The sequence below is a fragment of the Klebsiella sp. CN_Kp073 genome, assembly GCF_040065495.2.
In the GTDB taxonomy this organism is placed as follows: Bacteria; Pseudomonadota; Gammaproteobacteria; order Enterobacterales; family Enterobacteriaceae; genus Klebsiella; species Klebsiella aerogenes.
In genome coordinates this window covers 212,199-237,491 of record NZ_CM198051.1, presented here as the reverse complement: position 1 = coordinate 237,491, position 25,293 = coordinate 212,199, and the positions used below count along the sequence as shown (strand labels likewise).

Sequence of the window (25,293 nt, the reverse complement as noted above, 5' to 3'; positions counted from 1 at the left end):
AAATCAGGCTAATCTGCTACCAATCCGCATAAGGCACCAACGGCTGCGGCGGCATATCCATGTCGCCCTGCCAACCGGAAGCGGAATAGCGCACGTACAGCAGCGCGTGGCTCGGCGTGTAATCTTTGGCCTGCTGAATATCCACCGCCGCGCCGACAAACCAGTTGCCGGTAACTCGCCGTTCCACCAGCGCCCGTGCGGTATAACCGAAGCCCTGGCTGCTGCCGCCCTCTTCTTTTAGCTGGCTGGCCTCGTAGCGATACTGCGACGGAATCAAATTCAGCAACGGATAGCGCGCCTGAGTTTGCGTGCGCGAATGGGACCATGACACCGAACCGCCGAGTTCCCATGACCAGTTTTCGGTACGCTGACGCCAGATGACCGGCACCGAGAAAGAGAGATACTCCTGCGGGCTGTAGTAACCGCCCTGACCCAGCGTATAGCCGCTGAGGTCTTTGTCGTAGTGCCAGATCATATTGGTCAGGCCGACGGTCACCCGGCGATTATTTTCATTGATCGCTTTATAGTAGTAACCGGTCATCCAGCGCACGCGCCAGTTGTCCTCGACGTTTTTGCCGGTGAGTTGGTCCGCACCCAACGATGACCAGATGCCGTTCGCCTCGCCTTTATCGTAGCTCAGGCTGATACCGCCGCCGGCGGCGCGTACCCCGCCCCAGGTGGTACCGGTGTGGCCGTCGTTAGGGTTATCTTTTTGCCCGCCGAAGGAGAGCAGCGAGCTGGAAATGGGCCGCCGGTGGACGTTGACGGTATAGCCGACCGGCCCGGCATCGCCGCTATAACTCAGTCCCCCCACGACATCGACCACGTTAAAGCCCATCGGCGTGGTGCCGATATCGCCGCTCCAGGTGTCGTTCTTCCAGCCGACCGCCACGCTGGCGCCGCCGTCGCTCTGATTTTTGCTACCGCCATAGCAGCTAATTTCGCCGCAGGTCCCCCAGCTCGGCGAGTAGCCGCCGTCGCTATTGGTGGAAAACGTCCCGGCGTTCATATTCACCACATCGGTACGGAAGAACATCCGTCCGTCATACAGCGGCGCGTCCACCTGCAGCATGGTGGTGTGCGCTTTGAGGTCTGAATAACCGCCGGTGCCGCTCGATCCCCAGTAGTCGTGCTCAAGGGTAACGTTAAGATCCTGCTGGCGATAAAGATCGGCGGCGTCGCTGCGGATCCCGCGCTTCAGCCAGTCATCCTGGCTATCGTTGCGGGTCAGGCGGGTAAAGGCGTCATTATCCTGCGGGCGAACGCGGGTCACGCCAGAGGCTACCATCACGTCTTTATAGCTTTCCAGGGCCTGCTGTGGTTGATCGCTTTGCGTCTGGAAGCGCGCGGCATCACGCAGCACCAGCGCGCTTTCCATCGACGGCGGCTGGCTTTTCGCCTGCGGCACGATGCGGTCGAATATTTGTTGCGCGCCCGCGGTATCGTCAAATCCGGCGCGGGCCAGCGCTACCCGGCGCTGCATGTTGATCGATTCCGTATCCGCATCCTTCAACTGCGCGACCTGCGCGCGGGCGGCATTTTTATCGCCCTCGGCAAGATAGACTTCCGCCAATCCCAGGCGCGCATCGCCATTATCAGCCTGCTGGCTCAGCACCCGATGGTACTGGGCTATCGCCTCTGCGCTATCGCCGCGCTGCTGCGCCCAATCCGCCAATGCCAGATCGTAGCGTACCGATTCCGGCTGCCGTTTAATCAAGGCAATAGCCTGCGCTTCCTGCCCGCTATCGCGAAGTTGGTTGGCCTCGCGCATCACTTTGTCGCTTTGCAGACGCCCTTCCAGTTCACGGATATTATCGGTCCACTGTCCGCGCGGCAGCGCGTTAATTTGCGCCAGCGCCGCATCATCCTGATTATTACCGGACAGATAGAGCCCGTAGGCGTAAACCCGTTCGGCATCGCCCGGCTTGCGGTTGGCCATGTTACGCATCAGCGCGTCCGCTTCCGGCCGCTGGCCGGCGCTGACCAGATCTTTCGCCAGCCGATAGGTTATCCACACGCTTTCGGGATCCAACGCCAGACGCCGCCGCTGCACCTCCGCGGCCTGCGCCCAACTGCCCTGGCTTTCCAGCGCTTCAGCCTGTTTTTCCAGCCGATCGTTGGTGAGACTGCGTTCGATATCATCAATACTGCGCCGCTGACTAGCGGATAGGCTGGCAATATAGGCGCTGGCTTTTTCAGGCGACTCACGGCGATAAACATTCGCCAGACCGCGTACCGCGAGGTTATTGCCGCGATCCATCCGCAGCGCCTGTCGATAGTAGCGCTCGGCGGCGGCGTCATCTTTGCGCGCCGCGGCGACATCGCCTAACCCCAGTACCGCGTAGCTGTCGGTGTTATCCACCCGCTGCGCCTGGGCGTAGGCGTTTTGCGCCTGCGCCAGTTGGCCTGCTTTCAGCGCGTTATCACCCTGTTTAATCAACAGCCAATAGCGGTTGGTCTTCAGCAGACTGTCCCACTTATCGCGATTCGGGCTTTTCGGATCCATCGCGATCGCTTTATTGAGCTGCGCCACCGCCCGCGCCCGGTCGCCGCGCTGTGAGTAAGCGGCGCCCAGCGCGCCGACGGCATCGCTATCGCGGGCATCGGCGCGTACCGCCTGCTGCAGATCGGCCACCGCCTGCGCCGCATTGCCGGATTTCACCGCCGCCAGTCCTTCGCTTTTAGCGCGGAAGGTCGGATCTTTCAGTTGAGTTTGTTGCTGCGCCAGCAGCAGCCGGGCATTAGCGGCGGCGGATCCGGCGGGGAACAAGAGCAGGAATCGCTGTAATGCCTGAACGCTGCCGCTGCTGACCGGCATAGTTTTAATTTCGCCGAGCCACATATCTGCCGCGATACCGCGACCTGAAGCTGAACGCGCCATCTGTTCCAGATAGGCGAAGCCTTCCTGCTGCTTGTTATCTGAAAACATCTGCTTCGCCAGCGAGGTCAGCAGAGTGACGTTATCCGGGGTACTGGCATTGAGTTTTTTTAGCTGGCTAACGCCTTCACTATGGCGAGCGGGCAATCGCGCCACCAGCGTCCAGTATTCGATAGCCGCTTCGGTATCCGTCGGGACGCCGCCGAAGAGCTTTTCATAGGCGGCGATGGCTTCATCGACCTTTCCGGCCACGCCAAGCAGGCGCGCCTGCTGCAGCTCTTGCTGTCCTTTGCCTCCGCTGAGATCGATCTCGCTGCGCGTCGCTTTCAATGCCGCTGAGTCAGGGGCCAGTTTCGCCAGCAGATCGAGCTGCTTTTGCGCGCCGGCGGTGTCGCCCTGACGCAGGAGGTAGCGAGCCCGCGCGGCGAGATAATCCGGGTTATTCGGGTCGATCAATTCCAGTCGATAAAGCGACTGACGTACCAGGTCTTCACGGCTGCTCGCCTCGCCGAGACGCACTTGTTCCAGCAGATGCTGCTGCGCAGGGGTATTCGCCGCCTGCGCCAGCGGCAGTAGTGCGAGACCGACAGACAGCGTGATGAAGCTTAGTGAGAACTTGCGCATTCCTGGTTCCAGTCAGGTTGTAATTCGCCACCTGCGGCGAAACGAAAACGATGTTGATCCCACCCCTGGCCGAACAGCGTCAGCACCGCGCTATAGTAGGCATCCGCGTCGGGATAATGATCGGCGACCCGTTGGCGCTGTAGCGCGCGGGCGTCCTCATCTTGTAAAAACGGCAACATGGAAGCGGAGAAACCAACCGGACCCTCACCGGTGGTTTTCCCGCTGGCGATATTGGTTTTTTCCGGCGGCAATCCCTGTTTGATCGTCTGAGTCGCCATCGGTTTGAAACGCGCCAACAGCGGCGCTTTTTGTTTATCGGCGTTATTGAGCATCCCGACCCACAGATAGACGCGAATAGCGTCATAGCTACCAATAATCGGCTTATCGGTTTTCAGCTGCCAGCCGCTGCCTTTCTCATAGCGCACCCAGTCCGGCGAGAAGCCTTTCGGCGCCGTTTCCAGCAGCAGCCGCAGATTGCTGTCGCGGATCTTCGGCCACGGCGCGCCAAAGCGGGTAAAGTAGGTGGCGAGCTGCGGCGGCAGATAGCTTGGATTAAAGCGCCAGCCCTTGTCGTCCGCGAAACCGACTTTCCCCGGCAGTACCGACGGCCCCAGTCCCGGAACATCAGCGACTTCTTCATCGGCAATCCGCGCCAGCAGCGCTTTTCCTACCTCAGTATAGTTATCAACCTTCCACAGGCGTCCGGCTTCCAGCAGCGCCCAGGCAATCCACAAATCAGAATCCGATGCCGAATTGGTGTCCAGCACCGTCCATTCATCCTCGCTCTTTTTCCCCCATAGCCATCCCGGCAGATGGGCGCGCAGATCGCCTTGCGCCAGGTTGTTCTGCGTCCACTGAAATAGCTTATCGAAGCCCTGACGATCGTTGGCCGCCAGGGCGAAGAACAACGCGTAGCTTTGCCCTTCGGAGGTAGTGATTTTGCGCGCATCGCTGGGGTCGATGACTCGTCCTTCGGCGCTGACATACGCTTTTTTAAACTGCTCCCAGGCGGGCCACTGGCAGGCGGCGCTCACCTGCCCCGCCGCCAGCATTAAAACCGAGAGAAGTACCCCACGAAATGCGTTCATCAGCAATTACTCATCATCAGGATCAAGACGGCGACGGCTGAGAATACGCAGCATGCGCCACAGCACCCACGCCAGCAGCACAATGCTGACGGCCGCCAGAATCGCCAATAGTATCGGATGGCTGGAGAGCGCAAACCAGATGCGCTCGAACCACGGCAGGTGGCCGACATAATAGATATCGCCAACCCGCAGGCTATTGACGCCGGATTCACGAATCACCGCCACCGAACCGAACATCGCCGCCCGTTTACCGCTGTCATTTAAGGCGTTTGTGAGCAGCTCGTTGCCGCGTGGGCTATCGGCCATCAGGGCGATCACGCTGCGTTGGTCGTTGTACGGCGACTGGAAGCCAATAATGGCCGCCATCGGCCCGGAAGAGGTGATGTCGGTTCGCGTATGCGGCGTGCGCGCGTCATCATCCGGATAGATGCTCGCCAGGTCATAATGACGCATCGGCGTTTTCACCCAGCTTTTGGTCGCCTCGACCAGTAGATTGATTTTGGTATCGTCTTTCAGCGACGGCGGAATAGCGCCAATCAGCATCAGATCGGCATCTTTGCCCTTAATCTGGTTGCCGTCGTCGGTCATCTGCACGTTGATAGCCGCCAGCCCGGTCTGCGCGCCGATGCCGCCTACCGCCTGCAGCAGCGTCTCAACCTGACCCGCATCAGGCGTTTTCGGCACCACGATTAGCGTCTGAGAAAGATCGGCCATGCGGGTATACGGGAAACCGGCATTAGCGAAGACGCGCAGATCCGGCATCGCCAGGAAGTGGTAATACTTCGAAAAGTCGATGGTGGAGTCATCGCCGATCACCACGTGGTTCTGCACCGGCTGGAAGGTAATACAGTTATCGATGTTGCCGCCGGGCATCGGGTTCATGTACTGAAAATCGAAGCGCAGCTGGTTCATCGCGCCAAGACGCAGCGCGGGTATGGTCACCTGGTTCTGGCCATCCAACAGCCCCTGCAGCACCGGCAGGCGTAAAATTAGCTTATTCACATCCTGCGAGCTATTGAGGCTAAACGACTGCAGGAACTGATCGTTAAGGCTGATATCCATCCGCGAGCTGTCTTTGATAGGCGGCATGGTATAGCGATATTTCAGATCCATATCGATGCCGTTGGCGCGAAGCAGGTATAGATCCGGCGGTAGATTCAGCGCCAGGTTAATCGAATCTGGCACCAGGCCGCTTGATTGCAGCTGCTGCTCATAGGTTTTCAGCTCGCCGAAAGTCACCGGTCTGTCGGTACGGACCCAGTTCGGCGCGTCATACGGCTGGCGCGCCTTCAACTCTTTCACGCCATCCACTACCACGCTATCGCCGCGGAACAGAATATTGCCCTGGGCAATACCCTTCGCCGCCACCAGCAGGTCTTGATCGTTGCGACCGAAGATCACCAGCAGCTTGACGTACGGGTTGCTCGGGTGGTTGACCATTTCGATGGTCGGCGCTTTCACCGGCGGATGGTCGCGCAGGAAGTCCGGACGCTTATCGTTGGTGGCGAAGATGATAGCGTTGCGTTCCGGTATCTCATTGAAGTGGACCGGGAACTGCTGACCGCGCCAGCCGGCCTTGCTGCCAAACCAGGAGGCGACAATCGCCGCCGCCTGCTGCTGTTTGACGTCAGGCGCAGCAGCAAAAACCATCGGCAACGTCAGCGGACGGTTGTCGCGCGAGTCGTAGAACGGTACCGGGAAGTGGGACAGGTCGTTACGTACCTGCAGCGACTGATAGGTTAAATCCAGCGAGCTCTCACGGCCGATATCGAGCCACAGCGTACTGCTGGCCGGGTTTTCGCAAACGTCGCGATAGTGGCCGACAAACTCCAACCGCACGCGGTTAAAATCGGTGATATACAGTGGATCGACGGGGATCTGGGCGCTCACTTTTTTACCCAGTTGCTCTTTGGTGACCGGCAGTACGCCCATCAGCTCGTCGTTGAGATAAACCTTCAGCTGCGACTGCACCGGCAGCAGCGATGGCGACGGCGTGTAGTCAAGATTGAGCAGCGCTTTGGCGACCACTTCATCACTGCGCATGCCGAATTCCACGGCGCCCTCTGGGTGCGAACCGCGTAGCACCATACTCCCCGGCGGCGGCGCGATTTGCGCAAAAGTCAGCTTCACGTCGCGAGAGGGAATGTTGTCCGCCACCACCACCGGCGCGGCAGGATCGATAACCGCCGCCGTCGGCTGGCCATCGATAATCACCGGCGCTGGCTGGGCCGCACCCGTTGTGGCGGGAGCGTCGACCACCGCGGCATTCGGCGTCGCCGCCGGAGCCGAAAATGTTGCGAAGGGGTACCAGCTGCTCATTCCCACCGCCACTGCACAAATCAAGGAAAGTTTTCTTTTCATCGCATTATCATCATTGTTGAGCCATTGCTGGTTCTGCCGAAAGCACCGCCGCGGCGCGTTCGGGACGGCGCGGCAAAAACGATACAATCCAGGCCACCAGCGAGGTGAGCGAGCGGAAAATAACCTTCACCGACGGCGGCGAGAACTCCGCCAGGTGACGATATCCACGGAACCCCAGCTTGAGGATATCCAGCAGGCTTTCCATCGGCTTATCTTCCGGGAAGCTGTCCTGCCAAAGCGCCCACGTATCAGCGCGGGCAAACGTACACTGCACAAAATCAATATGTTGCTGGTTAGTCAGCGGCAGCAATTGCAGGCCGACTTCACCGCCGTTGACCCGCGCGACGCGAACCGGGAAGACGTATTCTTGCTGTCCGCGTTTGAGCAGCAAATTCACGTGTTGCCCTTCCAGTACCCGCGCGTCGCCGTGAATTTTTATCCCCAGGCCGCCGTCAGAGTAGTCATGAACGGTACAGGAGAACAGGTGGCCATCCGGGCGGGCAATCGCCGCCGGCATCGACATCTCTACGCGGTGCGAACGCCGCACCTGCTTGCTCTCCACCGACACCGCCACGGCGCCGCCGAGGATGATTAAGTTATAAAATACCCAGATGATGCTGACCCAGACGGTTAAAATTTCGTTCTCGGGTCCGTACATAAAGCGCCAGATGCCGACCGCCACGCCCACCAGATTAAGCAACACCAGATAAATATAGGGGCGTGAGATAACCCAATCGACATACTCATCTTTCACTAGTCCGCCTTTGGCGGTGACGTTGAACTTGCCTTTGTGCGGGTTAATCAGCGCGACGAAGGTCGGTGGCGCGATATACCATGCCAGCACCGTTTCGTAGATTTCACTCCAGAAGGAGTGGCGGTACTTGCCCTGGATCTTCGAGTTCGTCAGGCTGGCATGGATCATATGCGGCAGCACGAACAGCGCGATCATAAGCGCCGGCGCATAGATGATATAGGCGTGTAACAGCAGGAATGCCAGCGGCGCGGTGAGGAAGATAAGCCGCGGGATACCGGACAAAAAGTGCAGCATCGCGTTGACGTAGCAGATACGCTGCGCCAGCTTCAACCCTTTACCAAACAGCGGGTTATCAAGACGGAAAATCTGCACCATTCCGCGCGCCCAGCGAATACGCTGGCCGATATGCGCCGACAAGCTTTCCGTCGCCAGCCCCGCCGCCTGCGGGATGCGCATATAGGCGGAGGTATGGCCACGACGATGCAGGCGCAGTGAGGTGTGGGCATCCTCGGTGACCGTCTCGACGGCGATACCGCCGATTTCATCCAGCGGGCCGCGGCGAATGACCGCGCAGGATCCGCAGAAAAAGGTCGCATCCCACATATCGTTGCCGTCCTGGACTAGGCCGTAAAACAGCGTCCCTTCATTTGGCGTTTTACGAAAACGGCCCAGGTTGCGTTCGAACGGATCCGGCGAGAAAAAGTGGTGCGGCGTCTGCATCATCGCCAGCTTTTTATCCTTCAGGAACCAGCCCATGGTCATCTGCAGGAAGGAGCGGGTCGGCACGTGGTCGCAGTCGAAAATAGAGACGAACTCGCCCTTCGCATACTTCAACGCATTGTTGATATTACCGGCCTTGGCATGTTCGTGGCTGGTACGCGCGATGTAATGGACGCCGACATCTTTCGCGAACTGGCGAAACTCTTCGCGCCCGCCGTCATCAAGGATCCAGATATTGAGCTTATCCTTTGGCCAGTCGATACCCTGCGACGCGTAGATAGTATTTTTCACCACGCTAAGATCTTCGTTGTAGGTCGGGACGAAGATATCCACCGTCGGCCATTCGTTCATATCTTCCGGCAGCGGCACCGGCTGGCGATTGAGCGGCCACACCACCTGGAAATAGCCCAATACCAGCACAATCCAGGCGTAGGTTTCGGCAAACAGCAAAATCAACCCGCATACCAGGCTGACCGGATCGTTCCAGTTCAGCGTGGAGGTATAGCGCCACCAGATGTAGCGACAGGAAACGGTCAGCGACAACACGATCAACATCAGGGCGGAGAAACGCCCCGGAATACGCCGCACCAGCAGCGCGACGCCCCACAACAGCAGCAGGAAAATAAATTGCGACAGCGGGTTAAACGGCTGGGTGATACACAACAGCGCCAGAATCAGCGAGAAGAAGGTGATGGTACCCAGCACCAGCCGCCGCAGCTGTGGATGCAGGTGCTCAAGCTCTTTCTGCTTATCGAGATGGCCGGTACGGGTGTTGACCTTTTCCGGTAATTTTTCCATCCACTGCGCGTAGCGCCCGTGAACCCCTTCCAGCGCTGCCAGCGAGCGCCAGTTAATTTTTTTATCCGGTTCCGGCACCCGGGTCGCCAGTAGCCAGAGCGACTGCAGCAAATAGCGTATCGGATCTAACGGGCGTGGGCGATGCGGATTAATATGCGGAAAATAGTCGCCGTGGTGTTCGCGAATAGCTTGCCAGCGCGGCGTCTCAAGCGGCATTAACGCCCATGCCAACGACACCCACAGGCAACCGAGAAAAGCTGAAAGCACCGACGCGCCATGCTGACGATAGTCATCATAACGTGCGCTCAAGCGCTCGCCCACCGGCGGCGCCAGCAGCAACGTACTCAGGCGGATCATGCCGCTCCCTCTCTGGCATAGTGCAGCAGACACCAGTTGGCCAGCGTCAGCACCTCTTCCGCCGCCAGCGAATCCTGGCGATATTCGCCAAGCGGCTGTTTAGCCGCCAGACATTCCGCCATCGCTTCATCGCGGTGAATCGTGACCGGCAGAATACGGCGCTGGCTTTCCAGCCACAGTTGATAGAGATCTTCCTGCAGCTGGCTGCCGACGCGCAGATCGTTAATCAAAATATCCGCATTAGCAGGCAGCGCCTGCTGATGCAGGCGAATATGGCTATTGCCGTCGGGATGCACAACCTGTAGAGCGTGATGGCAAACGCTCAGTAATTCGCGGGTAAGCGGAGAGTAGCCTTCGGGTATATCAATCAGCAGCCAGCGGTGGCTCCCCTGCTGGTCGAGCAATTTGATTTGCTCCGCGATGGGTTCCAGCGTCGGACTGAACTTATCAACGTGCTCACGTTCGCCAGGCGTCAGGCGGCCAAACGGCAGAAGATCGATATGCGCGGTGTAGCGCAACCCGGCGTCGCGCCAGTCACCTCCGTCAATCAACGAGCGCGCCCAGCCGTTGCGATGGTCGAAATCAACGTTGAAGAAAAAGCGCAGCATATTGTCCGGGCTGGCATCGACCACCAGCACGGTTTCACCGAGCAGCTGTAGCGCCCAGGCCAGTGCGGCGGTAATAGATGTGGTGCCTACGCCGCCGCGTATGCCTTGTAATCCCAGAATCGCCATCGACGGCTTCCTTACTTTTTCTCAGCTAATTCGGCCAACAGCGGCCAGCGTTGCAACGCCGCAGCGAGCTGTTCGCGTCGGGAAATGTCGTGGTAATCAATATCCGGCAGGGAAAATGCCCGGCTTAATGCCAGGAAATCATTTTGGAAGGTATATCCCAGCGTTGCATCGCCAGGTACCGTAGGGTCTTTTTCCGGCATTTCTCTGTCCATTCGAAAAACACATTATAAAACCAGGAAGTGGAAACCGCTCATCCCTAAAATTACGTGTACATGCTAAAACTGATGTCCTTTAATTTCAATGTTAGGTTTACTCTCACGCTTTCGCTAGTAAACTAATCATTGTAAATAGGGCACGCGAGGAACATCGTGGATATTGTATATACATTGGGTATTTCATCATTATGGGACGAAGTATGCCATATGCCCGTTGGCGGGGTATGGTGGCTTAATGTCGACCGCTATGCCGACGCCGTCAGCCTGCTGAATCAAACGCTGGAAAGCCAGGCTCCGGAAAGCAAGGTCGCCGCCATAATAATGGGTAAAAAACCTAATGAAGTCATATCATTAAGAAAATATCGCGGTCCTGATAAAATCGCACTATTCACGATGCCAGATCGCCCGGAAGGCCTGCAGGAGTTGCACCGCGACATACTTTGTTCTATGGAACCTGGCAACTATTTATTTATTCTGCTATGTACAGAAAATTCCTGGCAAAATATAAAAACAGAAGAATTACTCCATTGGGTAGAAAAATCTAATCGATGGGCCAAATACCATAACTGCTCTCTTATGGTACTTAATTCGGCTAATGATACCGACAAACAACTTTCTCCGTTATTACGCCAGTACCGCGCCCTTTCCGGGCTGGCGAGCATTCGTTATCAGGGCGATAGCCATCTATTTGATATCGCGTGGTGGGGCAGTGAGAAAGGTATTAGCGCGCAGCAGCAGCTGGTTATTTTACACGATGATGAGGGCTGGCGGCTGGCGCAGAGCGAAGAAGCGGCAGTGCAACCGCGTAGCGACGAAAAAATCGTCCTCAGTAATTTGCGCGTGCTGGAAGGGGCGCCTGCGCTTTCCGAATACTGGACGCTGTTCGAAACCAATGACGCCGTCTTTGAAGCCGGTCGTACCGCGCAGGCGGCCACCTTGCTATTTTCCATTACCCAAAATGAGCAAATAGAGCAGCTCGGACGCTATATCCATACCCTGCGTCGCCAGCGAGGCAGCGCCTTAAAAATCGTGGTACGTGAACAAACGCCGAGCCTGCGCGCCACCGATGAACGCTTGCTGTTAAGCAGCGGCGCCAACATGGTAATCCCCTGCAGCGCCGGGCTTTCTCGCTGCCTCACGCTTATTGAAAGCGTGCAAAAGCAGAAATTTACTCGCCACGTTCCGGAAGACTTCAACACGCTGTTGACCTGGAGCCGGCCGCTTAAACTTCGCGGTTATCAAAAGTGGGACGCCTTCTGTGAAGCGGTCAGCAATATCATGGCCAACACGCTGCTGCCGCCGGATAGCAAAGGGGTAATGGTGGCGCTGCGCCCCGCGCCGGGGCTACGTGTCGAACAGGCGTTAACCCTTTGTAAACCCAACCGCATGGGCGATATCGCGACGATCGGTAATAATCGATTAGTGCTGTTTTTATCGTTTTGCCGGGTAAATGACCTGGACACGGCGTTAAACCATATCTTCCCTTTACCGACCGGAGACATTTTCTCTAACCGTATGATTTGGTTCGAAGATAAGCAAATTTCCGCGGAAATCCTGTTGATGCGCGGCATATCTCCTGACAACTGGAACACGCCGCTGCCGATTACGGTGGGCAAAAACGAAGCCCTTAACGTTAAACACGATGGGCGCCAGTGGCGGCGAATCCCTGAACCCTGGCGACTCTCCACCGACGGAGAACCGCGGTCATGATGTCTATCGCCGATATCATTCAGCTGATCGTATTGTGCGCCCTGCTATTTTTCCCGCTGGGATACCTGACGCGCCATTATCAGCGCCGTATTCGCACCACTTTACGTTTGATGTTCTTTAAACCCCGTTTCGTGAAACCGGCCGGCGTACTGCGCCGGGAGAGCGCGACCAGGCAGGGCAAACCGAAAAAATGACCAAAGCAAAAACTACCGCTACGCCGCTTCCGCTATGGCAGTACTGGCGCGGCCTGTCCGGCTGGAACTTCTATTTTCTCGTGAAGTTTGCCCTGCTGTGGGCGGGATACCTGAACTTCCATCCAATGCTCAACCTGGTGTTCCTCGCCTTTTTGCTGGTGCCGATCCCCCGTGAAAAACTGCACCGGATACGCCACTGGATAGCGATTCCGCTCGGCTTTGCCCTGTTCTGGCATGACACCTGGTTACCGGGTCCGGAAAGCATCATGAGCCAGGGCTCGCAAATCGCCGGTTTCAGCGCCGATTACATCTGGGACCTGATCACCCGTTTTATTAACTGGAATATGGTCGGCGCCTTCTTTGTGCTGCTGGTGCTGTGGCTATTCATCAGTCAATGGCTGCGCGTTACCGTCTTCGTTTCGGCGATCATGGTCTGGCTGGTTATCAGCCCGCTGCTGCCCTCCTTTACTTTATGGCCCGCCGGGCAGCCGACCACCGCAGCGGCCACGCCGGCGGCAACGACCGGTGGAACGACAACAGCCGCGGCATCAGCCAGCGCCGCCGCCAGCGGCGATATCCCGCCGCAGACCGAACCGCCAACCTCAGCTAACCTTAGCAATTGGCTGAAAACTTTCTATGCTTCTGAACAGAAAAGAAAAACACCGTTCCCGGATCAGCTGCCTGGGGATGCGCAGCCGTTCGATCTGCTGGTTATTAATATCTGTTCCCTGTCATGGTCAGACATTGAGGCTGCCGGGTTGATGGATCATCCGCTGTGGAAACATTTCGATATCCTCTTCAAAAACTTTAACTCCGCCACTTCCTACAGCGGCCCGGCAGCCGTTCGCCTGCTGCGCGCCAGCTGCGGCCAGCTATCGCATAACAACCTGTATCAGCCGTCTGGCAACGAGTGCTACCTGTTCGAAAATCTGGCCAAACTCGGCTTTACCCAACAGCTGATGCTGGGGCATAACGGCGTATTCGGCGACTTCCTCAAAGAGGTTCGCTCGCTCGGCGGCATGCAGAGTCCGCTGATGGATCAGAGCGGTTTACCGGTAATCCTGCAAGGCTTCGACGGATCGCCGGTTTACGACGACCAGGCGACGCTCGATCGCTGGCTACAGTCTACCGAGAAGCTTAACACGCCCCGTACCGCGACCTTCTACAACACGCTGCCGCTGCACGATGGCAACCATTATCCCGGCCAAAGCAAAACGGCCGACTATAAGGCCCGCGCGCAGAAGTTCTTTGATGAGCTGGACGCCTTCTTCACCGAACTGGAAAAATCGGGGCGTAAAGTGATGGTGGTGGTGGTGCCGGAACACGGCGCCGCGCTGAAGGGGGATAAGATGCAGGTTTCCGGGCTGCGCGATATCCCAAGCCCGTCGATTACCAACGTACCTGCGGCGGTGAAATTCTTCGGCATGAAGGCACCGCATCAGGGCGCCGCGGTGGAAATCACTCAGCCTTCCAGCTACCTCGCGGTTTCTGAACTCGTGGTGCGCGCCCTGGACGGTAAGATGTTTACCGAAGATAACGTCAACTGGCAGCAATATACCGCAAATCTGCCGCAGACCGCGGCGGTATCAGAAAACTCCAACGCCATTGTCATTCAGTATCAGGGCAAACCCTACGTGCAGCTAAACGGCGGCAGTTGGGTGCCGTATCCGCAGTAAAGACGAAAAAGGCCGCAGGAGAATTCCTGCGGCCTGTTCGGGCGCAAATTGCCAACGCAGCAGACTCACGCCCGCCGGTCCGTCACTTCTGGTTGTGCATCCAGCTGACGATAATGCTGACCACGATGCCAGCAATTATCGGCGCCGCCAGATCGTCCCATAAGATCAGACCTAACTGTGTGAGCGTCATAGAGCCGCCTGTATTGCAATGGCAACCGTTCGCGGCTATCTTTAACTTGTCTGGAGTTATGATAGCCCTCGTTCAGTTGCCTGGTTAACACCAGCAACGTGCGAGGGTTTTCTCTTTCCAGCAACTTATCTATGCCGCCGGGGTTCAAGCCCCCGCAACATTGCGCCTCACCGGGCGAACCCGGCTTGGCGTCGATTCTACTGCTCTGAGTCATCGCCTTCACCACGCCCTTTGGCAATCTGCGAGGCGCATTCCAGCTCTCCCCCGCAGAAATCATCACGCGACAACCCGCTTCCCATCACGCCCGCGCTTTCTCGGGATTCTCATCCTGATCAACGGCAAAGCAAGCCACCAGTTGGCCGCCGTAATCCTTAAGCTGCGGCTGAAGCTGGGTGCATGGGCCAAAGCGTCGGCGGCAGCGCGCATTGAAGGCGCAGCCCGGCGGCGGATTCAGCGGGCTCGGCAGTTCGCCGGTGAGCTTGATGCGCTCGCGTCGATCGTCCGGGTTCAGACGCGGCGTCGCTGACAACAGGGCCTGAGTATACGGATGACGCGGGTTATTAAAGATCTGGTCCTTGGTCCCCTTCTCCACGCAGCGGCCAAGATACATCACCATGACTTCATCAGCGATGTGCTCGACGACCGAGAGATCGTGGGAGATAAACACGTAGGACAAGCCTAAATCCTGCTGCAGGTCCATCATCAGGTTCAGCACCTGCGCACGTACCGAAACATCCAGCGCGGAAACCGGCTCATCGGCTATCACCACATCCGGATCCAGCATCAGTCCGCGGGCAATAGCGATACGCTGGCGCTGGCCGCCGGAGAACATATGCGGGTAGCGATCGTAATGTTCCGTTTTCAGGCCCACCTTCGCCATCATCGCCAGCGCTTTTTCACGCCGCTGCTCTTTGCTCAGGCTACTGTTGATCAACAGCGGCTCTTCCAGAATCTGCCCCACTTTTTTACGCGGGTTCAGCGAACCATATGGATTCTGAAACACAATCTGGATTTTTTGCCGCCGCAGCTTTTGCGCCTGCGGGTCGTGCTTGAGCAGATCCTGCCCCTGATAATACAGCTCGCCGCCGGTGGGAATTTCAATCATCGTCAGCAAACGACCCAGCGTCGATTTGCCGCATCCCGACTCCCCCACCACCGCCAGCGTTTTACCGCGTTCAAGGGTAAAAGAGACGCCGTCCAGCGCTTTCACCAACCGTTCCGGAGCAAACAACCCTTTCTTCACCGGATAGTGTTTTTTCAGATCAATGGCCTGCAACAGCGGTTGTTGCGTGGCGGCCTTTTGCGTACTCATAATCCAGGCCTCCCGGCATCATCGAGTGGGTAGTGGCATTTTGACTGACGGCCGCCGTCGAGATCCGCGAGCGCGGGCTCTTCACTCCGGCATTTATCCGTGGCATAGGGGCAGCGCGGGTTCAGCAGGCAGCCGTTTGGGCGGTCATATTTCCCCGGAACAACCCCCGGTAGCGATGCGAGACGCGCCTTATCCTGGGCAAACTCCGGCAGCGCGCGCAGCAGCGCCTGGGTGTAAGGATGGCGCGGCGCGCGGAAGATATCTTTCGCATCACCGGTCTCCACCACCTGACCCGCGTACATGACGATAATTTTATGCGCGGCTTCCGCCACCAGCGCCAGGTCATGGGTAATCAACACCAGCGCCATATTTTCTTGCTGCTGCAACTCCAGCAGCAGTTCGATAATCTGCGCCTGAATGGTCACATCCAGCGCGGTGGTCGGTTCATCGGCAATCAGCAGTTTTGGCCGGCAGGCGATAGCCATCGCGATCATCACGCGCTGGCTCATCCCACCGGAAAGCTGATGCGGGTAAACGTCCAACCGCGACGCCGGGTCAGGAATACCCACCAGGTTCAGCAGGTCGATCGCCCGCTGGCGGCGGGTTTGCTTATTGCCGCCCTGATGGACCTTAATCGCTTCCATTATCTGATAGCCGACGGTAAAGCACGGGTTGAGGCTGGTCATCGGATCCTGGAAGATCATTGCCACTTCCGCCCCCACCAGCTGACGCCGCTCTTTTTCCGAAATTCGCTGCAGATCGCGGCCGTTAAATTCCAGTTTGTCCGCCATCACCCGACCGGGGTAGTCAATCAGGCCCATAATCGCCAGCGAACTCACCGACTTACCGGAACCCGACTCGCCCACGATACCGACTACTTCGCCCTGCTTCACGCTATAGCTGATGCGGTCCACGGCGCGGAACGGCGCATTTTGCTCGCCGAAATGCACCGATAATTTATCTACATTTAATAACGCCATCTCGAACCTCTTACTGCTTCAGTTTGGGATCGAGCGCGTCACGCAGACCGTCACCCATCAGGTTAAATGCCAGCACCGTCAGCAGGATCGCCACGCCCGGGAAGGTCACCACCCACCAGGCGCTTTGCGCGAACTGCAATACGTCGGAAAGCATGGTGCCCCACTCAGGCGTCGGCGGCTGCGCACCCATGCCGAGGAACCCCAGCGCTGCCATGTCGAGAATGGCGTTAGAGAAGCCCAGCGACGCCTGAACGATCAGCGGCGCAAGGCAGTTAGGGAGAATATTAACGAACATCTGGCGCATCGCGCCGGCGCCCGCTACGCGGGAAGCGGTCACGTAATCGCGGTGCACTTCCACCAGCACCGCCGCGCGCGTCAGACGCACATAGTGCGGTAGGGCGACGAAGGTGAGCGCCAGCGAAGCATTGACGATTGACGGCCCGAAGATAGCCACCAGCACCAACGCCAGCAGCAGGCTGGGCAGCGCCAGCATGATATCGACCACGCGCATGATGATGGAGTCCACCACCCCGCCGAAATAGCCAGCAACCAGCCCCAGCACTACGCCGAGGATCAGCGACAGCACTACCACCAGACAGCCCACCAGCAGCGACAGGCGCGCGCCGTACATCAGGCGCGAGAGAATATCGCGCCCCACGTCATCGGTGCCAAGCAGGTGCGCCATACTGCCGCCATCCTGCCAGAACGGCGGTGCCAGCAGCGAATCACGGAACTGATCCGCCGGGTTATAAGGGGCGAGAAAGTTGGCGAATACCGCGATGATAATCATCACCGCCACGTATACCAACCCGACGACTGCCCCTTTGTTGCGTTTGAAATAGTGCCAGAACTCCTGCAGCGGGGTCATTGGCACCGGCGCGGCGACAACTTTATTTTCTGTAATTTGTGACATGATGGCCCCTTACTTCTTATGCCGGATACGCGGGTTCACCACACCGTACAGCAGGTCGACCAGCAGGTTGACGAGAATAATCATCGTCGCCACCAGCAGCACCCCGCCCTGCACAACTGGATAATCGCGGCGCTGTAGCGCATCGATAAGCCAGCGGCCTAAACCTGGCCACGAAAAAATCGTTTCGGTCAGAATGGCGCCCGCCAGCAGCGTGCCCACCTGCAGACCAATCACCGTAACCACCGGCAGCATCGCGTTGCGTAGCGCATGGATGACAATCACCCGCATGCGGGTTAACCCCTTAGCGCGAGCGGTACGGATGTAATCCTCGCCCAGCACTTCCAGCATCGACGATCGGGTCATACGCACGATCACCGCCAGCGGAATCGTACCCAGCACGATGGCGGGTAGGATCATATGCATTAAGGCATCGATAAAGTCGCCCTGTTCACCCCAGATGGCGGTGTCAATCAGCATAAAACCGGTCAGCGGCAGAGTATCGTCAAGGAATACCGTATCGCTGATACGCCCGGAGACCGGCGTCAGGTTCAACTGTACCGAAACCAGCATAATCAGCATCATGCCCCACCAGAAGATAGGCATCGAGTAGCCGGTCAGCGCCAGGCCTACGGCGGTATGGTCAAAGATGGAGCCGCGTTTTACCGCAGCCAGCACGCCCACCGGAATACCGACGGCGACGGCGAAAATCATCGCGCAGACGCCCAGTTCGAGGGTGGCCTTGAAGCGTGGCACAAACTCTTGCCACACAGGAATGCGGCTTTTCAGCGAGATCCCTAAATCACCGTGCAGTACGCCCCAAATATAATGGGCATATTGCTGCCACAGCGGCTTATCGAGGCCCATTTCGGCCAGCAGCTGCGCGTGACGTTCGGGGGAAATACCACGTTCGCCCGCCATAATCATCACCGGATCGCCGGGGATCATATGCACGAAGGCAAAGGTGAGAAGGGTAATACCGATAAATGTCGGGATGACGAGTCCCAAACGTCGGAGAATAAACTGCAACATAACCCGGATTCTCTCTAGTGACGCCAGGCCTGGTGACAAGGCGTCTGTATTGCTCACAAATGTATTCCCCGAATAGCGGGAATACGCCCCCCGCCTCTCCCACGCGGGGAGAGGGGGTCAGGCATCGTGCTTATTATTCGACAGAGACGTTATCGAAGTGGTGTTTGCCAAGCGGATCAACCACATAGCCTTTGACTTCTTTACGCACTGGCTCGTAAACGGTGGAGTGGGCGATGATCAGCGCCGGAGCCTGGTCATGCATCACTACCTGAGCCTGTTTGTACAGTTCAATACGCTTGTTGTGGTCGTCGGTGGCGCGCGCCGGTTGAATGAGGTCTTCAAACGGCTTGTAGCACCAGCGAGAGTAGTTAGAGCCGTCTTTCGCCGCGGCGCAGCTGAACAGAGTTGCGAAGAAGTTATCCGGATCCCCGTTGTCGCCGGTCCAGCCCATCATCACGGTCTGGTGTTCGCCCGCTTTTGCACGTTTCAGGTACTCGCCCCACTCATAGGTGACGATCTTGGCCTGTACGCCGACTTTCGCCCAGTCAGCCTGGATCATTTCAGCCATACGGCGCGCGTTCGGGTTATACGGACGCTGTACCGGCATTGCCCACAGGTCGATGGTGAAGCCTTTTTCCATGCCCGCTTCTTTCAGCAGCTGCTTCGCCTTTTCAGGATCGTAGGTGTAGTCTTTAACGTCATCGTTATAGCCCCACATGGTCGGCGGGATCAGGTTCTTCGCCGACTGGCCGGCGCCCTGATAAACGGCTTTGATGATCGCTTCTTTGTTCACCGCGTAGGTCAGCGCCTGGCGAACTTTGACGTTATCGAGCGGTTTTTTCTCGGTGTTGAAGGAGAGATAACCCACGTTCAGACCCGGCTGTTCCAGCAGGTTGATGTTTTTATCTTCCTTCATGCGCGCGATGTCAGCCGGGTTCGGATAAGGCATCACCTGGCATTCGTTTTTCTGCAGCTTGGCGTAGCGTACGGAAGCGTCAGGGGTGATGGAGAAGACCAGACGATCGATCTGCGGCTTGGTGCCCCAGTAGCCCGGGAAGGCTTTATACAGAATGCGCGAGTCTTTTTGGTACTGCAGCAGTTGGAATGGGCCGGTGCCGATTGGGTTGAGGTCTACTTTTTCCGGCGTGCCGGCTTTCAGCATGTTGTCGGCATATTCTTTCGACAGGATAGAAGCAAAGTCCATCGCCAGGTCAGCGAGGAACGGCGCTTCCGGGCGAGTCAGCACGAACTGGACGGTATTATCGTCCACTTTCTTCACTTCGCTAATCAGGTCCTGCAGGCCCATCCCTTCGAAGTACTCATAGCTGCCGCCAGAGACTTTATGGTACGGATTTTTGTCATTTTTCTGACGGTCGAAGGAGAACACCACGTCGTCGGCATTCAGATCGCGCGTCGGTTTAAAATCTTTATTATCCTGCCACTTCACGCCTTTACGCAGGTGGAAAGTATAGGTTTTACCATCCTCGCTGACATCCCACTTCTCAGCCAGGCCAGGAATAACTTCGGTCGTACCGGTTTTGAATTCAACCAGGCGGTTGTAAATAGGTACCGAGCTGGCGTCATAGGTGGTACCAGAGGTGAATAGCTGTGGGTTAAAGCCTTCCGGCGAACCTTCAGAACAATAAACCAGGGTTTTAGCTTGTACGCTTGCGGCGACGGTCATGGCGACCAGGCTCAGACCAAGCTTCAGCATCCCTGACTTTTTCAAGGAAATACTCATTATTCTGCTCCAAAACTGTGATGTTGTTTGCATATAGCCGCCAGACCTTTATTTATTTTTTACCCGGTCTGGTCGGTGGTGCCCGAAGGCGTTGAGAGAGATGGGGATTCCGTTCGCTAAAACGACTGAGTTGCAGTACGGATTCTCCATGAAATGCCCCTCATGCCGTACAATCTGTCAACAGAATGGAGAAACGTCAATACAGCTAACCGGGTTTTGCGTCAGGGGTGAGAATCGGTGGGCAAAGATTAAAAAAACTTGATGGCGCTATTTTCAGCAGAGAAATTTATGCTACCGGCAATAAACCAGAATAAAGCCCTTAATAGTTTGCAACATCTGGTGATAAACAATTCTTAAAAATGGTGAAAATTTCTTCCCATGTGGCCATTATGTGAGCGATTAATAGCGCGAACGTTAAAACGCACAGCGGAAAATGCTGTACTTAGTCATAAGCTTCGCGAAAAAAGATCTATTCATCGATAAAAAAAAGCAATGGAAGATGTCACAAAACAGCGAACAGCTGGCGAGATGCGCGGGGAAATGCGATTTTTGTGATTCTGACAAGGTTTTCACCCCGGCTTGCGCTGCGCTTAGCCGGGCTACCGGGCTGGTTATGCGCTGTGCGAATGTAGCCCTGATAAGGCGCTTGCGCCGCAATCAGGGAAGCGCTCGAGTCGAACCTCTGCCCCCGGAGGTTCTCATCCTCTTCGGGCCACAGATGCAAAAAAAGCCTGCTCGTTGAGCAGGCTTTTCGAATTTGGTCGGTGATAGAGGATTCGAACCTCCGACCCCTTCGTCCCGAACGAAGTGCGCTACCAGGCTGCGCCAATCACCGAATGCGGGGCGCATCTTACTGCTGGGATGCACACCCGTCAATGCCTTATTAGCAAAAAATCAATCAAGCGGCGAGAATCTCGCCACTGCAGCTATTCTTTCACCGCTTTCTTCGAAGCCGGCACGCGACACCAGTTATTGTTTTCATTAATCCCGCCGTCCGGCGAGGTATAACCAAGACAACCCATAATGGTGTCATACAGCTCAACGTGACGGTGCGGAGCCTTCGTCGCCGCCTGCTGCTTGAGACGCGCAAAGGAGGCGGCATGGTCCGGGTTCGCCAGATACTTATCCGACATCCAGACCATCATCGGCACGCGGAACTGTTCCGGCGGCGCCATCATACGCGGCGTACCGTGCAGATGTTCGTGTTCATTAATCGACTCGCCGTGATCGGCGGCGTAGAACACGATAGCCTTTTTATCACGCAGTTGGTCCAGCACGCTGACGATAAAGTGATCCACGTAGGTGACGCTATTATCGTAAGAGTTTATCAACTCGGCCTTCGAACATTTGCTGTCCACGCCGATACACTCCGGTTTCCATTGCGCGAAGCTGCGCGGATACCGCTGGGTGTAGTTAAAATGCGATCCCTTGGTATGCAGGATAATCAAGCGCTTGCCATCAGGATTTTGCTCCATACCGCGCTTCATCTCATCGACCAGCAGCATATCATCCACGTTCTTGCCGCGGTTGCGCGGCTCGGCGCCGATCTGCTCGCGATAGGCGATATTGTTGGCCATCGTATTGCTGTAGAACCACATCTCGCTCTGCATGGCGTACAGGTCGCCGGCAAAACCTAGCTGGTGCAGAACAGCGAACACATTCTGCTCTTTCAACGTCCGCTGCGGATTATCATCCGCCCCGCCCTCACGCACAAACATACAGCGCAACGACAGCTTGGTGGCGGTATCGCAAGAGGTGCCGCGGAATGCGACAAGATTCTTCTCTTGCGCCAGCTTCGGCGTGGTATTGCGGTTATAGCCGAGTATACCCATATGATCCCAGCGGGTGGTCTCGCCGATGATAAACACCACGTAAGTATCATCAAGATCCTGCGGCGCCACGTAGGTGAATTTTTTCGCCGGATTAATCAAAGATTTATTATCAGACGACTCATCCACCTGCGCCCAGGCGTACAGCCCGAGCGCCGACAGCCAGTTTGAAGGCAGATACGAGTTGGCAATGACGCCGCCGTAGCTTGGCATATCGACCTCTGAATTGCGCTCAACGTTCTTCTGGCGCACTTCCAGCAGGCGAATCGGCCCCCAGACCATCAGCCCGGCCAGCACGACTATCAGGATATTTTTCACCCGCTGACCCGGCGTTTTGACCTGTTGCAGCAGCGTCTTACGGCAGCGGTTGCTCCAGATAAGAAGGAGCGGCAACACGCTAACCGCGGCCAGCCAGAGGATCAGATGCCAGCCGATAACCTCTTTCGAAAGGTCAATATCGGTGGTCATCACCGAAGCGATTATGCCGTAGCCAATCACCACATTGAGGAAAGTCATGTAATAACTTGCCCCAGCGGAAAACAGCACCACCAGCGTGGCTAAGATGCGCCAGACCCGACGGCCAAATAACGAGAGCAGACGCAGCAGGAAGAAGGTGACCAGCACCGTCGCCACCAGTTCCACCACTCCGGACAACCCTTTCCAGACGGTAAACTCTTGAGCGTAACCATCGAAACGACGGAAAAACACCGCGGCGTTCATAAACCAGCCGATGTACAGCGCAAGCCAAAAACTCAGCTTCTGCTGCGACATCGTTTTAATGTATTTCATGCAAGCAAACCTGGGAAACGAAGAGATAAAACCGCCCTGATTAAAACGATATAAACAGGAAGATTAATTAAGTGCGTCTGGGTTGGTTATCGGAAACCTCTACAAAGCGCGCTAAGTAGACCACAGCAAATGGGAAAAGTATCCGCGAGGAATGTGATTCAGCCAGATATTTACAAAATATCTGGCTGGTAAGGCATTATTCGCTTAGGAAGGGCGATGCTATCAGGCGTGCGCCTGGTGGTAAATTTCGCTTTTCGGCTGACGAATGGTAGTGGAAAGCGCCAGCGACAAAATCAGCAGAGCGAAGATGACGCAGAAGGTGACGTAGAAGCCGCCGAACACGGAGGCAATCAGCGAACCGCAAATACTACCGATACCGAAGCCGAGATAAATCACGCCGTAGTTTTTCGCCAGGTTATTGAGGCCAAAGAACTCGCTTACCAGCGACGGGAAGACGGTAATGGTGCCGCCGAAGTTAAAGGCCACACAGGCAATCGCCGCAAAGAAGGTCATCGCATTTAGCGGCGCGAACAGCAGGGCCGCCATACCAACCAGGGAGACCACCTGACCGATGGTAATCACGCGGATACGGGAGATTTTGTCGGACAGGATACCCAGCACCAGGCGGCCGCTCAGGTTAGCGATAGAAATCACGGTAACCGCATTCGCCGCCGTCGCCACGTCGAGATGCACCATGCCCTGCGCGATATCTTTTGCTACACCAATCACATACAGACCGCTCATGCAGGCCGTCAGGAACATCACCGCCAGCATCCAGTACTGCGGTTTACGCATGGATTCAGCAAGGGTGAAATCATTTTCGACAACGCCGTTGGCGGTAGTGGTCGCGGGATGATTCGGCGCATCTTTCATCATGGTGGCGCCAAAGACGATCATCACCAGTACGATAGCGCCCCAGATAACAAAGGTTTTTTCCAGCCCGACCGTCGCCAGCAGGTGACTATCGATAAATTTAAAACCGAGGCTGCCAAGGCCATAAGCGCCAATTGAGAAGGCGGAAATCAGACCTTTACGCTCGGGGAACCACTTCACGCAGTTCGACAACGTCAGCAGATAGCCCGCGCCGTCCGCCAGACCGACCAGCAGGCCGGCGCTCAACCACAGCATCATCAGGCTGTTGGCATGGGCTGTGAGGAAAAAGCCGACGCCAAGCAGGATGCCGGATGCCATGGTGACGCGTTTCACGCCAAAGCGTTCCTGCAATTTACCGGCAACGGAAGAGGATAACGCCAGCCCAAGACTTAACAGGCCGAAGGAAAATGCCACCTGGCTTACTGGCTCGTCCAATTTGCTGGCCAGAGAACTATTAAACAAACTCCATGTATAAACCGATCCCAGAGCGAATTGCGTAATGATCGTGCCAATCAGCGTGAGCCAACGGGTATATTGAGTGTTTGCAGCGTTCATAGCAGATGTCCTGAAGGATTAACTGCCGCCACAATAACCAAATCCCCAAATCCGGTGGGGGAAAACGGCATGAACTGCCATCAATGAGGAATGAAATGCATTTATGGCGGAATGAATGACATTGCAAAACATTCATTCCCTAAATTTCACTCAAAAAGTTAGTGTGCGCTACCTCACAGAAACGCGCCGTTACTGAGATTTAACAGTAACGACTGCATTTCAAATGCGTAACAAATTCGGTCAGAAATTGGCGCTGACGCCCATCAGATACAGCGTATTTTCACCCGACGGAACGTTATCTGCCTGTGAAAGTGTAGCCCACGCCGCCAGATGTGAACCCAGCGGCATATCTGCGCCCAGCGTGACGTCGCCCCAGCTACCGTCTTTTCCGCGGCTAATCGACGCATTGTTATCGATAGAGATAGACTGGTTATAGCTCACCTGCGCCCATGGATGCACGCCCCATAGCTGTTGGTAATCCATACGCCAGCCGAGCGTGTTGACGTAAATACTTTCGCCCGCACGACGCGTCGCGGGCGGCGGGTTGAGATCGCTACGCAAGCTGGCGACCGGCCCGGAGGTCACGCCGCTGGCCAGTGAGTAGTTCCATCCCACGCTCATGCCGTGACTCAAATCCGGCGGCACCAGCGCCTGATTCAACGCCAGTCCGGCGGGCGCTTCTGACGCCCTCATTCGCTCGGCGAGAATATCTTCATAACGCGGTTGGTGATCGCTATCCCATGTATAGCGTTCCGACGTATTACTTTTTGTATCGTTAGCGATATATTCCTGTTGCCAGGCATTGGCGCCTGAAACACACGACACCCAGATAGTGATGCACGCCGGGGCCAACCCACCCCGGAGGCCATTGCATTTCTTTATTATCATTAATGCGACTCCAAAAGAGCCGAATCGGCAATGTTGCTGTGTTTTTATACTCAAAATAATTCGAGCTGCCGCCCACTTCTACGCA

Annotated in this window: 18 protein-coding genes and 1 tRNA gene; 3 read left to right on the top strand and 16 right to left on the bottom strand. The window is 56.5% G+C overall.

All coding sequences use genetic code 11. The annotated features are described in order from the left end of the window. Nucleotides 1–16: 16 nt before the first annotated feature. The 6 genes from bcsC to bcsR are packed head-to-tail and all read right to left on the bottom strand — an operon-like array spanning nucleotide 17 to nucleotide 10,514. A complete protein-coding gene (gene bcsC, locus ABLV66_RS01135) occupies nucleotides 17–3,502 on the bottom strand; it encodes a cellulose synthase complex outer membrane protein BcsC (RefSeq protein ID WP_348876588.1) in 3,486 nt (1,161 codons plus the stop codon). Then, nucleotides 3,484–4,590, bottom strand: coding sequence for a cellulose synthase complex periplasmic endoglucanase BcsZ (bcsZ, locus tag ABLV66_RS01130; RefSeq protein ID WP_045390827.1), 1,107 nt, complete (start codon nucleotides 4,588–4,590; stop codon nucleotides 3,484–3,486). Before bcsZ ends, bcsC begins: the two co-directional genes overlap by 19 nt. Before the next feature lie 6 nt (nucleotides 4,591–4,596). Continuing rightward, nucleotides 4,597–6,951 carry a cellulose biosynthesis cyclic di-GMP-binding regulatory protein BcsB gene (bcsB, locus tag ABLV66_RS01125; protein ID WP_045390806.1) on the bottom strand — a complete coding sequence of 785 codons (2,355 nt, stop codon included), beginning with the start codon at nucleotides 6,949–6,951 and terminating at the stop codon, nucleotides 4,597–4,599. A gap of 10 nt (nucleotides 6,952–6,961) precedes the next feature. Then, a complete protein-coding gene (gene bcsA / locus ABLV66_RS01120) occupies nucleotides 6,962–9,580 on the bottom strand; it encodes a UDP-forming cellulose synthase catalytic subunit (RefSeq protein WP_045390803.1) in 2,619 nt (872 codons plus the stop codon). Beyond that, the gene (gene bcsQ, locus ABLV66_RS01115) at nucleotides 9,577–10,314 is read right to left on the bottom strand and encodes a cellulose biosynthesis protein BcsQ (protein WP_348876589.1); all 738 of its coding nucleotides are present in this window, start codon (nucleotides 10,312–10,314) and stop codon (nucleotides 9,577–9,579) included. The genes bcsA and bcsQ overlap by 4 nt, the downstream gene beginning before the upstream one ends. A gap of 11 nt (nucleotides 10,315–10,325) precedes the next feature. Then, complete coding sequence (gene bcsR, locus ABLV66_RS01110) at nucleotides 10,326–10,514, bottom strand: cellulose biosynthesis protein BcsR (RefSeq protein ID WP_045390797.1); 189 nt, start codon at nucleotides 10,512–10,514, stop codon at nucleotides 10,326–10,328. A gap of 168 nt (nucleotides 10,515–10,682) precedes the next feature. Between bcsR and bcsE the strand changes: the two genes are divergently transcribed. From bcsE to bcsG, 3 genes are read left to right on the top strand one after another with little or no spacing between them, the layout of a single operon-like run. After that, a complete protein-coding gene (bcsE, locus tag ABLV66_RS01105; protein WP_047047793.1) occupies nucleotides 10,683–12,239 on the top strand; it encodes a cellulose biosynthesis protein BcsE in 1,557 nt (518 codons plus the stop codon). After that, entirely contained in the window at nucleotides 12,236–12,433 is a 198-nt protein-coding gene (bcsF, locus tag ABLV66_RS01100) for a cellulose biosynthesis protein BcsF (RefSeq protein ID WP_045390791.1), read from the top strand. Before bcsE ends, bcsF begins: the two co-directional genes overlap by 4 nt. Then, nucleotides 12,430–14,109, top strand: coding sequence for a cellulose biosynthesis protein BcsG (gene bcsG / locus ABLV66_RS01095; protein WP_348876590.1), 1,680 nt, complete (start codon nucleotides 12,430–12,432; stop codon nucleotides 14,107–14,109). Before bcsF ends, bcsG begins: the two co-directional genes overlap by 4 nt. A gap of 82 nt (nucleotides 14,110–14,191) precedes the next feature. Here bcsG and ABLV66_RS01090 read toward each other — a convergent pair whose 3' ends face one another. From ABLV66_RS01090 to ABLV66_RS01045, 10 genes are all read right to left on the bottom strand, one after another. Continuing rightward, complete coding sequence (locus tag ABLV66_RS01090) at nucleotides 14,192–14,299, bottom strand: type I toxin-antitoxin system toxin Ldr family protein (protein ID WP_015703763.1); 108 nt, start codon at nucleotides 14,297–14,299, stop codon at nucleotides 14,192–14,194. 298 nt (nucleotides 14,300–14,597) lie between these two features. After that, the gene (gene dppF, locus ABLV66_RS01085; RefSeq protein ID WP_015369233.1) at nucleotides 14,598–15,611 is read right to left on the bottom strand and encodes a dipeptide ABC transporter ATP-binding subunit DppF; all 1,014 of its coding nucleotides are present in this window, start codon (nucleotides 15,609–15,611) and stop codon (nucleotides 14,598–14,600) included. Then, a complete protein-coding gene (gene dppD, locus ABLV66_RS01080) occupies nucleotides 15,608–16,591 on the bottom strand; it encodes a dipeptide ABC transporter ATP-binding protein (RefSeq protein WP_045390786.1) in 984 nt (327 codons plus the stop codon). Before dppD ends, dppF begins: the two co-directional genes overlap by 4 nt. 10 nt (nucleotides 16,592–16,601) lie before the next feature. After that, complete coding sequence (gene dppC / locus ABLV66_RS01075; protein ID WP_045390783.1) at nucleotides 16,602–17,504, bottom strand: dipeptide ABC transporter permease DppC; 903 nt, start codon at nucleotides 17,502–17,504, stop codon at nucleotides 16,602–16,604. A 9-nt stretch (nucleotides 17,505–17,513) separates the two neighbouring features. Next, nucleotides 17,514–18,533 (bottom strand): dipeptide ABC transporter permease DppB, encoded by a 1,020-nt coding sequence (gene dppB, locus ABLV66_RS01070; protein ID WP_002921786.1) that lies wholly within the window; start codon nucleotides 18,531–18,533, stop codon nucleotides 17,514–17,516. A gap of 133 nt (nucleotides 18,534–18,666) precedes the next feature. Beyond that, a complete protein-coding gene (gene dppA, locus ABLV66_RS01065; RefSeq protein WP_047047780.1) occupies nucleotides 18,667–20,274 on the bottom strand; it encodes a dipeptide ABC transporter periplasmic-binding protein DppA in 1,608 nt (535 codons plus the stop codon). Between the two features lie 758 nt (nucleotides 20,275–21,032). After that, nucleotides 21,033–21,109 (bottom strand) — tRNA-Pro (locus ABLV66_RS01060). Nucleotides 21,110–21,200: 91 nt separating this feature from the next. Further along, entirely contained in the window at nucleotides 21,201–22,892 is a 1,692-nt protein-coding gene (gene eptB / locus ABLV66_RS01055) for a kdo(2)-lipid A phosphoethanolamine 7''-transferase (protein WP_047067268.1), read from the bottom strand. Nucleotides 22,893–23,114: 222 nt separating this feature from the next. Further along, nucleotides 23,115–24,320 (bottom strand): L-lactate MFS transporter, encoded by a 1,206-nt coding sequence (locus ABLV66_RS01050; RefSeq protein WP_045390772.1) that lies wholly within the window; start codon nucleotides 24,318–24,320, stop codon nucleotides 23,115–23,117. A 240-nt stretch (nucleotides 24,321–24,560) separates the two neighbouring features. Beyond that, nucleotides 24,561–25,145, bottom strand: a complete 585-nt coding sequence (locus tag ABLV66_RS01045; RefSeq protein ID WP_196796514.1) for an autotransporter outer membrane beta-barrel domain-containing protein — start codon at nucleotides 25,143–25,145, stop codon at nucleotides 24,561–24,563. Nucleotides 25,146–25,293: the final 148 nt, after the last annotated feature.